We start from the raw sequence: 13294 nt of genomic DNA, 5'->3' as shown, positions 1-13294 counted from the left end.
GTTCCCTCCTATCGGGAGTTGCTGTACAGTGTAAAGTATCTCCTTTGGAGGGAATTTTATGCATATCGTTTTTTTCTCTCAACTTTAAAGAAAAATACTAGAAAACCAATCGGAATACCGATTGGTTTTCTATACTTCCCTTAATACTATTAGCTTGTAAAGGGATTCTTTATACCATTTTATTAAATTCTTTTCGAAGCCTTTTTATAATTCTCTTTTCAAGTCGAGAAATATAAGATTGTGAAATTCCCAGCATATCTGCCACGTCTTTTTGTGTTTTTTCTTCTCCCCCTGCAAGACCAAAACGAAGCTCCATAATCTGCTTTTCACGATCATTTAATTGATGTAGTGCTTTCATAAGAAGATGCCTATCTACGGTAGCCTCTAAATCTTTTGTAATAATATCATCATCGGTTCCAAGAACATCTGACAATAATAACTCATTTCCATCCCAATCTATATTTAAGGGTTCATCGAATGATACTTCAGAGCGGTTTTTATTATTTCTACGTAAGTGCATTAAAATTTCATTTTCTATACAACGTGATGCATACGTTGCTAACTTTATTTTCTTTTCGGGATTAAATGTGTTCACAGCTTTAATAAGCCCAATTGTTCCTATACTAATTAAATCCTCAATATTAATTCCTGTATTTTCAAATTTACGGGCTATATACACAACAAGCCGTAAATTACGTTCAATGAGTAATGACCGTGCCGCTTGATCACCTTTTGGCAATTTATTAAGGAGTACTTCTTCTTCCTCTTTTGTTAAAGGCGGCGGCAATGCCTCACTTCCACCGATGTAGTAAATTTCATCGGTCTTAATCCCGAGTTTCAACAATACTTTATACCAAAGATATATGAAATAAAATTTTATTTTCGCCATATTCTCCCACCTTTCATAATTAAGCAATTGTCACTTTTGGTGATATCAACATTTTCGGATGTATAATACATTGATACTCTCCATTTGTAGACAATTGCTGCGTATTTAAACCAATTAATACTTTGTTTACAATCATATCGCTTCCTTCATGATGAATTTGAACAACATCTGGTTTAATTGCCCATAAAAACTGATGATCCACTCCTACAGCCCGGAAAGGAATGAAACGTAGCCTCGTTGCCCAACCTGAATCATTTTCTGGTATTTGTGGAATCTCTGTTTTGGAATAGATCTGTTCTGTCAACCATGTTGGTAAACAATCTTCTAATGATGATACATGCATAATCATAACGGGAGTCTTCGTTAAAGGGTCATAAAGCTGATTTCCACTATCAATTAATCCATCTAGTTTCATTTCATTTTCGGCAAGTCTAATATTCACTTGTACAATTTGGTCATAATGAATTTTAGTCACTTCTACATTTTCAATACGTTTTTTTGAAAAGTAATAAATAATTGGAAATCCCAAAATAACAAATATCCAACTTACTGGATCACCATAAGAAATTGCTTTCGCCTGAACTAATCCATCGACCATTTCGTTCGTTTTTAGGAAAAAATGAGTTCCAATTAATCCTCCTCCTACCATAAATGTTACAAAATAAAAGGTAAAAACAGTTTGTGTATAATTTCTAAAAGTAGAAAAACCAAATGCTGTATACACAATAAGTAACGAGTACAATAGTTTCATAATTGGGTGTGTCATCATAGAAGCAAAAGGAGTAAAGGCAAAAATAACAATTGTAGAACCAATAAAAGCTCCTAGCACAAGCCTCCATCTTTTGATCTTCTTTTTCAACACAGTTGCTGTTAATAAAAGTAAAAGAAAATCAATGCAGGCGTTTAACAACCAAACAGCGTCGGCGTAAACAACCAAACCATTCACCTCTTTTTTTGAGTTGAGACTAGTATAAAGCATATCCAATAGGAAAGTGTGTCAATTTATGGAGGGGTTTTTTTGTTATTTTGTGGTTTCCAGACATAATCTGTCGTGAGGCATATATTGCAAGCCTGCAAATAATAAACTTTTTCTGTAATCTTCATCTAGCTTTCTTGCTTTCTATATTTTAGAGGATAATCTTACTATATAAATACAAATAAAAAAACATATAAAACCTTTCTTTTTAGATGAGAGAGAGCATCCAACTATGGATAGAAGCGATCAGGGTATTTTTTAGCCCCATGCCATGTGAAAACAGAATGAGTGAATGGAGATCTCCCGTTGCTTTCATAGCCGGGACTTATGTATTGGAAAAATCAAAATGAATTTATATATTTACAAATAGCACGATAAAAGCTTTCATCTGAAAACATTTAAGGTTATGTAATAAAAAAGAAAGGAGCCATTGGCTCCTTTCTTTCTTATCGTCTACGACGGTTACGTAAAAATGCTGGAATATCAATATCATCTGAATCTGTATTACGTTCATGCACAACAGGCTCTTCACGTTTCACTTCGCGTTTTACTTCACGTTGTTTTGATGGTTGAGCTGCTGGTTGTTGCTGTTGCGCGTGATTTGTAGTTGCTGTAGGACGTACAAATGGTTTTGGCGGCTGAACTGTAACACTATCATCAAAACCAGTTGCAATTACAGTAACAACAATTTCATCTTTTAAACTCTCATTAATTACAGAACCGAAAATCATATTTACTTCTGGATCTGAAGCTGAAGCAACGATATCTGCCGCTTCTTGCACTTCATATAGGCTTAAATTTGTGCCCCCAGTAATATTCATAAGAACACCTTGTGCACCATCGATAGATGTTTCTAATAATGGACTAGAAATCGCGCGTTTTGCTGCTTCTGCCGCACGGTTTTCACCAGTTCCAACACCAATACCCATTAACGCAGAACCTTTGTTAGACATAATTGTTTTTACGTCTGCAAAGTCTAAGTTAATAAGACCAGGTGTAGCAATTAAATCTGAAATACCTTGTACACCTTGTCGTAATACGTTATCCGCTTCACGGAACGCTTCAAGCATTGGTGTATTTTTATCTACAATTTCTAAAATACGATCATTCGGTATAACAATGATTGTATCTACATTATCTTTAAATGCTGCAATCCCAGATATAGCCTGAGTTGCACGTTTGCGACCTTCAAATGTAAATGGGCGTGTTACAACACCAACTGTTAACGCGCCTAGTTCCTTTGCGATTTGTGCGATAACTGGTGCTGCACCCGTACCAGTTCCACCGCCCATACCAGCTGTTACAAAGACCATATCTGCACCGCGAAGCGCTTCCTGGATTTGTTCTTTACTTTCTTCAGCGGCTTTTTTTCCTACTTCAGGGTTTGCGCCGGCACCAAGTCCACGCGTTAATTTCCCGCCAATTTGCATTTTTGTTTCAGCTTTTGATAAATTTAATGCTTGTGCATCAGTGTTCACGGCGATGAAATCTACACCTTGTACACCGTGCTCAATCATACGGTTTACAGCATTATTTCCGCCACCACCGACACCGATAACTTTTATGCTCGCTAATTGATCTTGAGTAGTATCAAACTCTAACATGTCGAAATCCCCCTAGAACCTCATTTTTCGTGTGCAATTTTAATCCCATAAATAGCGGAATACACGTTTCACTTTTGACATCATACGCTCATTGTCTTCATTATTTTTACTCTGCTTGCGAGTTGTTTGCTTTGCAGGTTGTTGCTGTACCGGCATTGGCATTGGTGCTGGTACTGGCTCAAAATGTTCTTCCTTTTCCTGAACATTTTTCCCACGCAATTTCGCTTTTTGATAAGAATGTTTAATTAATCCAACCCCAATTGTATACTGAGGTTCACGAACACCAATATAATCTGGAGTTGCTATACGAATATTTTCATGTAAAATATCATATGCAAGATCAAGAACACCCGGCATAGAAGCAATACCTCCAGTAAGTACATAACCAGACGCTACTTGTTTTACTCCTAGCTTCCGGACCTCTTCCTGAACAAACATCAAGATTTCCTCTACACGTGCCTCAATAATATCAGACAACTCTAGTTGTGAATATTGTTCTGTTTGATCGCTTCCCATAATAGGAACCGTAAATACCTCTTCTTCAGATGCCGTATCATAAAAAGCATGTCCATATTTCAACTTAATTTGATCCGCATTTTCAGTTGAAGTTTTAAGTCCTATAGCAATATCCTTCGTTATATGATCTCCACCTAAAGGCAATACACTTGTTGCTTGTAACTCTCCATCTTGAAAAATTGATAGAGTTGTAGATCCCCCGCCAATATCTACAAGAGCTACACCTCTATTTTTCTCATCAGAAGATAAAGCAACCGTCGCAGCTGCTAAAGGTTGAAGACAAATATCAACAATTTCAAGGCCCGCTTTTTCTACACAACGTAGTAAATTATGTAGTAACGTTCTTGAGCCTGTAATTAATGTGCCTTCCATTTCTAATCTTACACCGATCATCCCGCGTGGATCGTTAATCTCATCAAGACCGTCTACAATGAACTGTCGAGGCACCACATCAATAAATTCACGTTCAGGAGCAATTGATACAACTTGTGCTGCATCCAGAACGCGTAAGACATCTTCATTTCCAATTTCACGATCTTCATTTGAAACAGCGACAACTCCGTGACAAGGAAGAAGCTGTACCTGATTGGCATTTACTCCTACAACAACTTGTTCAATGTGAATTCCTACCATACGCTCAGCTTGTTCAATTGCTTTTTTAATTGATCGAACAGTTTCGTCTATGTCAACTATGGAGCCCTTTTTCAAACCATTTGATTTTACGTTTCCAACACCAATAATGTTTAAGCCGTCATTAACCATTTCACCAATGATGACTTTAACATTGGATGTACCGATGTCAAGACTAACATATATTTCATTGCTGTTCATTCTTTGGCACCTCCTTCTTTATTTATACCATACAAGTCAATATATGGAACAACAATCGCAGCTTTACTATTTATAAGAAAAATATTCAACGTCTTTATGCGTTTCCCTTTTTTAACCCTGTATTTTTCTTATTTTTATTTAACATTCACTTATTGATGTTACAGTAACCTATAAATGACTGCTTTATTTTGAAATAACTCGATTTCAAATGCAAAGATTACCGCCAAATATAAGTCTACACTAAGATGTACTCGTAGAAAAGCTAAACTTGTACCAATCCTAATATGAATCAAAGAAAATCTAGCTATTTTCACCCAATTGATTCTAATTGTAATGAAATTTACACATAGAAGAACAAACTTGTCATTATTGTATTTAAAAAGAAATAAAACTACTACTCTACTTCTTTTTTTCTTCCTCATCTAAATATTTAAAGTATGCGCCCACTTCTAAATCAATTAAAACTTTTCTACCTGATTCTATATTTTTTATAATCAATGGATATGCTTCCATACGCTTTGCAAAATCTTGTATCGTTGCACTCACTTCATAGCCTTCATTCATATATAAAGTAAGATGATCTTCATTTGCATTCGTTGGAGCATAATGAATTTCAGAAATAGACCTGAGGATAGTTGGAGTTAATTTTTCTAGTTCTTCAATTAACTCTTTCATTTTCTTTTCTTTAAACGGCTCAAAAATCGGAGCTGCAACAGGTAACTTCCCGTTCGGTAGTATCTCAAGCGTTTTGCCATTCTCTAAAAGCGGTTGTAATTTCCCGCCTTTATTTATATACCCTATCGTTACATACTCTTCAATATGAATGTCAATTTTATTTGGAAAACGCTTTTTGACATTCACTTTTTTAATTTCATTTCGTTTTGTTAAATTCTTTTCCGCCTTATGTGCTGTCACTCGAAAATAGCTCGTTTCATATGTAATTCCAGATTCCTTCATGACTTGTGCATCTGTCATATAATGATTTCCTAAAACACTTATCTTTTTTATATTACTAAGTGGAGATCGAAAGTAAATTAAAAAAAGTACTAGTAAAAACAAAATTGATACATATAAAATTAATCTCTGATTGACAGGCTTTTTATTCTTTTTCTTTTGATTCTTTAGTTTTGGTACACGATCTTGTAGTTTAATCACTTTACTATTTTTCATGTACGATCCCCCTATGTAACATAAAGAACGGCATGTAATGCATGCCGTTCTTATCTTCTTATTATACCATAAATGATAATGAGCGGAACAAATAACAGCTATCTTCCAATGATTTCTACTTCTGTATGCATATCGACACCAAATTTTTCTTTAATTGTTTTTTTGATAAACGCAATTAAATCCAGTACGTCTTGTGCTGATGCAGATCCTGCATTGACAATAAAATTCCCATGCATTTCAGAAATTTTCGCACCACCGATTTGATATCCACGTAGACCTGCCTTTTCCACTAAATCTCCAGCAAAATTGGGTAGAGGATTTCTAAATATACTGCCAGCGCAAGGGTGGTTCCATGGCTGCGTTTCACGGCGATAGTCTTTATTCTTTTGCATGATACTTACTATTTCTTCACGATTGCCTGCTTTCAATTGTAATTCCGCTTCTACTACAATGCCAGGACGTTTTGTTTGTAGTACCGAAGTCCGATAAGAAAATTCCATCTCTTCTTTTGTTAGCCACTTCATTGTACCATCCTCAAACATAATACGAGCTCTCGTTAAAACTTCTGACATATCTGATTTATGTGCACCAGCATTCATATATACTGCCCCGCCCATACTCCCTGGGATACCACTAGCAAATTCTAATCCAGCTAGACCTTGGCGACTAAGTAATGTTGACAACTTAATAAGAGGATATCCTCCTCCAACTCGTACAGTAGTTCCTTCTACTTCTAGGTGATCTAATCCTTCTCCTAAACGAATTACGACACCTTCAATACCTTTATCAGATACAAGAAGATTAGACCCACGTCCAATTGCTGTCCACTTTGCGTGATATTTCTTTACTAAACCTAAAGTTTTTTCCACACCAATCACACTACTTGGCACGATTAGAATATCAGCTGGCCCACCTATTTTCATAGTTGTATAACGAGCTAACGCTTCATTTTCTAATACTTTACCAACTTCTTCTTCGATAAGTTCCTTTGCTAATTGTTTCATGATGATCTCCCCCATATGAAATCTCCGTATTACAGTAGTATGCAGGGCATTCACCTAACGTTATTTCTGTGCAAGCTTTTTCATCACTTCAAATAACTTATTCGCTGCATCTGGCATTCCTAACTGAGTAGCAGCTAGTTTCATATTTTGTAATGTTTGTGTATTTAATAGAATTTCATCAATATCATGAAGAAGTGTTTCAGCAGTCAAATCTTTTTCAAGAAGCATTTTTGCTGCTCCCTTATCGACAACTGATCTCGCATTTTTCTCTTGATGGTTATTTGTCACATAAGGACTTGGAATTAAAATACTTGGTTTTCCTAAAGCTGTTAACTCTGCTAACGTTGTAGCACCAGCACGGGAAACAACAAGATCCACGCCAGTAAGTACCTCTGGCATATTATGAATAAATGGTTTAATGATTACATTACTTGGATTTCCCTTTTGTTTTACAGCTTCCATGACTTTATCATAATGCACTTCACCTGTGATATACAATACTTCATAATCTTTGTTACCAAATTGTTCAATTGCTGCTACAAATGCATCATTAATCGGTCTTGCTCCGCGACTCCCACCAAAAATAAGCACAGATTTTTTAGGAAGAGATAATCCAACAGAACGCTTTCCTTTCATGCCATTTTGATTCATTACTTCTGATGCACGTGGATTTCCTGTCATAACAACTTTCGACTTTGGAAAATGTTCAGCTGCCGCTTCAAAACAAACAGCTACCTTATCCACATAGCGACTTAAAAATTTATTCGTTACACCAGGTACACTATTTTGTTCATGTACAATCGTTGGAATTCCTAATTTTGCTGCAGCATAAACGACTGGACCACATACATAGCCTCCTGTACCAATTACAACATCTGGATTGAAACGACGAATATACCTTTTACTATCTTGCACCCCTTTTAGAAAACGCATCACTGTTTTGACATTATCAAGGGATATTTTTCTTTTAAATCCACTAATAACAATTGATTGAAATGGTATCCCTGCCTTGGGAACAATTGTACTTTCTAGTCCATTCTCCGTACCAATGTATAAAAACCTTGCTTCAGGATGTATTTTTTTTATTTCCCTAATTAAAGCAAGAGCTGGATATATATGACCTCCTGTGCCACCACCACTAACTAATACTCGCACTGCAAATTCCTCCGCTTCTCTGTTCTAAATTCAATTTTATATATTCATATACTTATTCATATATTTTCCGTTTTCTACACACGAAAAACCCTGTCTTATAAACAGGGTTTAGTAGCGAGAGTGACGACTTATATTCAATAATACGCCAACTGCCATTAGCATTAAGGTCAAACTTGACCCACCATAACTTAGAAATGGCAAAGTAATACCCGTAACAGGCATCAATCCTGTTACAACACCAACATTAATCATCACTTGAATCGCGATCATCGCCACAATACCTACTGCTAAAAACGTACCATATAAATCCGGCGCTCCTAATGCTATACGAATCCCGCGCCATAATAACAGACTAAATAATAATAACACAAACGACCCACCAATAAAACCTAATTCTTCCGATAAAATCGCAAAGATAAAGTCAGTTTGCGGCTCCGGCAAGTAAAGAAATTTTTGTCTACTTTGTCCAAGTCCAAGCCCAAATAAACCACCAGGACCAATTGCAAGTAGCGATTGAATAATTTGGAATCCACTCCCGAGCGGGTCTGACCATGGGTCCAAGTATGAAGTAATTCGTTTCATTCGATATGGTGCTGATGCAATTAATCCAACAAACCCCGCTACTCCGATTAACCCTAACATCGAAAAGTGAAAAACGCGTGCTCCTGAAATAAAAATCATTACGATACATGTCCCAACCATTACTGTCCCTGTCCCCAAATCTGGTTGTAACATAATCATGCCAAATGCAACAAATACAAAACTAAGCGCTGGAAGTAGTCCTTTTTTAAAAGAAGTGATTAACTTTTGCCTTTCTGCTAAAAATTTAGCTAAAAAAATGATCATCGCAAATTTCATAAATTCTGATGGCTGAATCGAAAATGCTCCAACCCCAATCCAACTTCGCGCTCCCCCCCGAACAAGTCCAACTCCAGGAATCAGAACAAGGATAAGGAGAATAAAACAAACCAGTAAAATCACCTTCGAATAGGTTCGCCATGTCCAATAGTCAATTCTCATAATAAAAAACATAGCAGCTACACCAAGCCCCGCAAATAACAGCTGTCGTTTTGCAAAAAAGAATGAATCACCCATCTTATAGGAAGCCCAGACAGCACTTGCACTGTAGACCATTATCATTCCAATTGTTAACAACAAAAGCGTAACGATAATTAAAATAAAATCAGGTGTTTTCTTCATTGGCAATGAGCACCACCTCTTTTGAAGAAGCTTTTTTGTTCTATGTAACAAAACATCAGTAGGTGTTAGCCTACTGATGTTTTGTTTACTTTATATAAGTTTATGCACAGCTTGTATAAAAATGTCTCCTCTTTCTTCAAATGTTTTAAATTGATCCCAGCTCGCACATGCTGGTGAAAGAAGAATTACATCTCCATCTGCTGAAAGAGCATATGCTCGTTCTACTGCCTCTTCTAAATTATCGACAGTTTCAATCATATCTAATCCTGCTTTTTCCGCTGCCTTTACTAATTTTGGTGCAGTTTGTCCATATGTCACAATTGCTTTTACATGTTCAAAATATGGAATTAAATCATCAAATTCATTTCCTCGATCAAGCCCACCTGCTAGTAAAATAACAGGCTGCGCGAATGCTGATAAAGCTTTTTCCGTCGCTAACATGTTCGTTGCTTTGGAATCATTATAAAACTTACGATTGTTAATCGTTGTTACATACTCTAGACGATGCTTTACACCCGTAAATCGTTTTAATACAGTAACAATAGCCTCATTTGCTACACCTAGTAATTTTGCAATGCTCATTGCTGCTAAAATGTTTTCTAAGTTATGTTTACCTGGTAAAACGATGTCCTTGATTTCAACAACTTTCTCACCCTTAAAATAAAGAGCACTATCTTTTATACATGCACCATCTTCAATTACTTTCGTGGCTGAAAATAATATTTTTTGTCCTTTACTATTTGCTGATAAGGCCATTACATCTGCATCATCAGCATTCATTACACTGTAATCTGCTTCAGTTTGGTTTTTAAAAATATTCGCTTTCGCTAAACCATACTCTTTCTTTGTGCCATGATAATCTAAATGCGCTTCAAATAAATTTAAAAATGCTGCAATTTTGGGTTGGAATGTGTCCACTCCCATTAACTGGAATGATGAAAGTTCTGTAACAACTACTTCATTTTCTTTCGCCGCCTGCGCAACCTCACATGCTACCGTACCTATGTTTCCAGCAATAACAGGATGTTTCTGCCCTTCTTTCAGCATTTCAAATGTTAGCATTGTTGTTGTTGTTTTACCATTAGATCCTGTAATCCCAACAAATGGGGCCTCTGAAATACGATACGCGAGTTCTACTTCTGTTACAATCGGAATTTGTTTTTCTTTCGCTGCAACAAGTAGTGGATTAGAATACGGAATCCCTGGATTTTTTACAACAAGTGAAATATTTCTTTCTAACAATTCTATTGGATGACCACCGCATACAACATCCATTCCCTTTGCTTGCAATTCTGCAGCTAATACATTTTCAGCTAAAGGTTTTCCGTCATTTACAATTACATTTGCACCTAAGCTTTTTAGCAAAGTTGCTGCTGCATAGCCACTTTTCGCAATACCTAATACAAGAATATTTTTATTTTGATAATCAGTTACAGTTTTCAATTACATCCACACCCCGATATAAATTCCTAATACTGCCAATAAAAATCCTACAGACCAGAATGTTACAACAACACGCCATTCTGACCAACCACATAATTCGTAATGATGATGCAGTGGACTCATTTTAAAGACACGTTTCCCTGTCGTTTTAAATGAAATAACTTGAATAATAACAGATAATGTTTCCATTACAAATACGCCGCCAATTACAACAAGTAATAGTTCTTGTTTTAATAAAATGGCTACAGCAGCTATTGCACCACCTAAAGCAAGAGAGCCTGTATCTCCCATAAACACCTTAGCTGGATTTGCATTAAATACTAAAAATCCAAGTACCGCTCCAACAACCGCCATACAGAAAATCGCTACTGCATACTGATTTTGCGCAACTGCAATAATACCAAATGCTCCAAATGCAATTGCAGCTGTTCCTGATAATAATCCATCTAGACCATCCGTTAAATTGACTGCATTTGATCCACCAATAAGCATAAACAGTACAAGAATAAAATACGCCCAGTGTAGATCAAATTTAATATCGGTTCCTGGAATCATTAAATTTGTATCAAATCCCTGTCCTTTTGCGATTACAAAAAATGCAATTGCAATAACTAACTGACCGATTAATTTTTGTTTTGATGTTAAACCAAGATTTCTTTTTTTAACAACTTTTATATAGTCATCTAAAAAGCCAATCAATCCATAGCCAAATGTAACTAATAACAATAATGATACTTCCGCACCTAAATGTTTAAATTTAATTGCCATAATAAGTGTTGTCACCATCATAGATACATAAATGACAATACCACCCATCGTTGGTGTTCCTGATTTCTTTTGATGTGATTTCGGTCCTTCATCACGAATACTCTGCCCAAACTTTAACTTACGTAAAAATGGAATAAACAATGGCGAAAGGGCAACTGAAATTAAGAAAGCTACCCCAGCCGTTACTAATAAACCTTGTTCAAGCACATGTAGTCCCCCTCTCATGTTGTTACTCTTTGTTGTTTAAACGTTCAGTGATTGCCTCTTTTGCAATTTCACGATCGTCAAAATGATGTACTTCTTTGCCAATAATTTGGTACGTTTCATGCCCTTTTCCAGCAATGATAATAATATCTTCTGCTTTCGCCTCTGAAACTGCATGGAAAATCGCTTCTTTTCGATCAACAATTACTTCATAATTATTTCCTTTTGCACCTGTTAACATATCATCTAAAATTGCTTTTGGATCTTCACTCCTCGGATTATCTGAAGTCAAGATTGCATGTGTTGCGTATTCTGTAGCGACACCCGCCATAATTGGCCTTTTCGTCCGATCACGATCACCGCCACAACCAACAATACAGTACACATTCCCTTTCGCAAATTGTTTTGCCGTAGTTAATACATTTTCTAAGCTATCTGGTGTATGTGCATAATCAACAATGACTGTATAATCCTGACCGCCATCCACAACTTCAAAACGTCCTGGAACTCCAGTTAATTTTTTCACAACATCAATAATTGTTTGTAGAGATACACCCGAAACAAGACCCGCTGCTATCGCCGCTAAAACATTGTATACGTTAAACTTTCCAATTAACTTCATCGTAATATCTCTACTCTCACTTGGCGTAACAAGAGTAAATGTTGTTCCACCGCTCGTCATCACAATATCTTTTGCCATAATATCACTATGTGTATCAATTCCATACGTAATAACTGTAGCCGCAGTACTTCTCATATACTCTTCTGCTACTGGATCGTCATTATTTAACACTGCGTACTTTTCACGACCATGATGATAGCTATTACCAAGCTGAGCAAACAGCAAACCTTTAGCATGTTTATATTCTTCCATCGTTTTATGATAATCTAAATGATCTTGCGTTAAATTTGTAAATACGGCCACATCATAATCACAGCCATGTACACGGCCAAGATCTAATGCGTGTGAAGAAACTTCCATTACTGCGCTATTTACATTTTGCTCAACCATACGGTGAAACGTTTGCTGAAGTGTCAGTGCATCTGGCGTTGTATTTTTCACCTCGAATGTTTCATCACCGATTTTCATATTAATTGTTCCAATTAGCCCTGTTTTATGACCATGTGCTCGCATAATTTCATCCATAATATGCGACGTTGTTGTCTTTCCATTTGTACCTGTAATTCCAATCAAATGTAACTTATGCGTTGGCTGTCCGTAAAAGTAATCAGCTAAAACCGCTAAAGAACGATAGGTATTTTTCACAAGTACAACTGGAACGTCAACATCAATCGGTCTTTCCGCAACAATAGCAGCCGCACCTTGCGCGGCTGCTTGCTTAGCAAAATCATGGCTATCAACCGTATACCCTTTCATACATACAAATAAGCTTCCATTTGTCACTTTTCGTGAATCTGCTTCAATGGATGTAATTTCTGGATTTTCTTTTGGAACAACTGGAAAATCATGCAAACATGATACAAGTGTGTGCAACTTCATTTCACTAAACCCTCTCTACATTGTTTATTTATC

At 36.3% G+C, this 13294-nt stretch carries 11 protein-coding genes and 1 pseudogene; all 12 read right to left on the bottom strand.

The window, feature by feature from the left end:
- Window positions 1-169 precede the first annotated feature (169 nt).
- Window positions 170-889: an RNA polymerase sporulation sigma factor SigE gene (gene sigE, locus KFD70_RS14020; protein WP_174099297.1), complete on the bottom strand. Its 720-nt coding sequence runs from the start codon at window positions 887-889 to the stop codon at window positions 170-172.
- Between the two features lie 19 nt (window positions 890-908).
- Window positions 909-1826, bottom strand: coding sequence for a sigma-E processing peptidase SpoIIGA (gene spoIIGA, locus KFD70_RS14015; protein WP_336452060.1), 918 nt, complete (start codon window positions 1824-1826; stop codon window positions 909-911).
- A 485-nt stretch (window positions 1827-2311) separates the two neighbouring features.
- Window positions 2312-3469 carry a cell division protein FtsZ gene (ftsZ, locus tag KFD70_RS14010; RefSeq protein ID WP_336452061.1) on the bottom strand — a complete coding sequence of 386 codons (1158 nt, stop codon included), beginning with the start codon at window positions 3467-3469 and terminating at the stop codon, window positions 2312-2314.
- Window positions 3470-3508: 39 nt separating this feature from the next.
- Window positions 3509-4816 carry a cell division protein FtsA gene (ftsA, locus tag KFD70_RS14005; RefSeq protein WP_336452062.1) on the bottom strand — a complete coding sequence of 436 codons (1308 nt, stop codon included), beginning with the start codon at window positions 4814-4816 and terminating at the stop codon, window positions 3509-3511.
- A gap of 158 nt (window positions 4817-4974) precedes the next feature.
- Window positions 4975-5091 (bottom strand): annotated as a pseudogene (locus KFD70_RS14000) (DUF1290 domain-containing protein); the annotation flags it as partial.
- Between the two features lie 124 nt (window positions 5092-5215).
- On the bottom strand, window positions 5216-5986 hold the full coding sequence (locus KFD70_RS13995) for a cell division protein FtsQ/DivIB (RefSeq protein WP_336452063.1): 771 nt from the start codon (window positions 5984-5986) through the stop codon (window positions 5216-5218).
- A gap of 98 nt (window positions 5987-6084) precedes the next feature.
- Complete coding sequence (murB, locus tag KFD70_RS13990) at window positions 6085-6990, bottom strand: UDP-N-acetylmuramate dehydrogenase (protein ID WP_336452064.1); 906 nt, start codon at window positions 6988-6990, stop codon at window positions 6085-6087.
- A gap of 60 nt (window positions 6991-7050) precedes the next feature.
- On the bottom strand, window positions 7051-8145 hold the full coding sequence (gene murG, locus KFD70_RS13985) for an undecaprenyldiphospho-muramoylpentapeptide beta-N-acetylglucosaminyltransferase (protein WP_336452065.1): 1095 nt from the start codon (window positions 8143-8145) through the stop codon (window positions 7051-7053).
- Between the two features lie 108 nt (window positions 8146-8253).
- Entirely contained in the window at window positions 8254-9345 is a 1092-nt protein-coding gene (spoVE, locus tag KFD70_RS13980; RefSeq protein WP_336452213.1) for a stage V sporulation protein E, read from the bottom strand.
- Between the two features lie 90 nt (window positions 9346-9435).
- Complete coding sequence (gene murD / locus KFD70_RS13975; RefSeq protein ID WP_336452066.1) at window positions 9436-10788, bottom strand: UDP-N-acetylmuramoyl-L-alanine--D-glutamate ligase; 1353 nt, start codon at window positions 10786-10788, stop codon at window positions 9436-9438.
- Entirely contained in the window at window positions 10789-11763 is a 975-nt protein-coding gene (gene mraY, locus KFD70_RS13970) for a phospho-N-acetylmuramoyl-pentapeptide-transferase (RefSeq protein ID WP_241815805.1), read from the bottom strand. It abuts the gene before it with no gap.
- Between the two features lie 22 nt (window positions 11764-11785).
- Entirely contained in the window at window positions 11786-13261 is a 1476-nt protein-coding gene (locus tag KFD70_RS13965; protein WP_431613208.1) for a UDP-N-acetylmuramoyl-L-alanyl-D-glutamate--2,6-diaminopimelate ligase, read from the bottom strand.
- Window positions 13262-13294 lie beyond the last annotated feature (33 nt).

It is taken from the genome of Bacillus pfraonensis (assembly GCF_050768835.1).
Classification (GTDB): domain Bacteria; phylum Bacillota; class Bacilli; order Bacillales; family Bacillaceae_G; genus Bacillus_A; species Bacillus_A pfraonensis.
This window is presented reverse-complemented; position numbering and strand designations above follow the sequence as displayed.

Coding starts and splice junctions, on each gene's coding strand:
- sigE (WP_174099297.1), bottom strand. CDS start 889: ATGGCGAAAATAAAATTTTATTTCATATATCTTTGGTATAAAGTATTG.
- ftsZ (WP_336452061.1), bottom strand. CDS start 3,469: ATGTTAGAGTTTGATACTACTCAAGATCAATTAGCGAGCATAAAAGTT.
- ftsA (WP_336452062.1), bottom strand. CDS start 4,816: ATGAACAGCAATGAAATATATGTTAGTCTTGACATCGGTACATCCAAT.
- KFD70_RS13995 (WP_336452063.1), bottom strand. CDS start 5,986: ATGAAAAATAGTAAAGTGATTAAACTACAAGATCGTGTACCAAAACTA.
- murB (WP_336452064.1), bottom strand. CDS start 6,990: ATGAAACAATTAGCAAAGGAACTTATCGAAGAAGAAGTTGGTAAAGTA.
- spoVE (WP_336452213.1), bottom strand. CDS start 9,345: ATGAAGAAAACACCTGATTTTATTTTAATTATCGTTACGCTTTTGTTG.
- KFD70_RS13965 (WP_431613208.1), bottom strand. CDS start 13,261: ATGAAGTTGCACACACTTGTATCATGTTTGCATGATTTTCCAGTTGTT.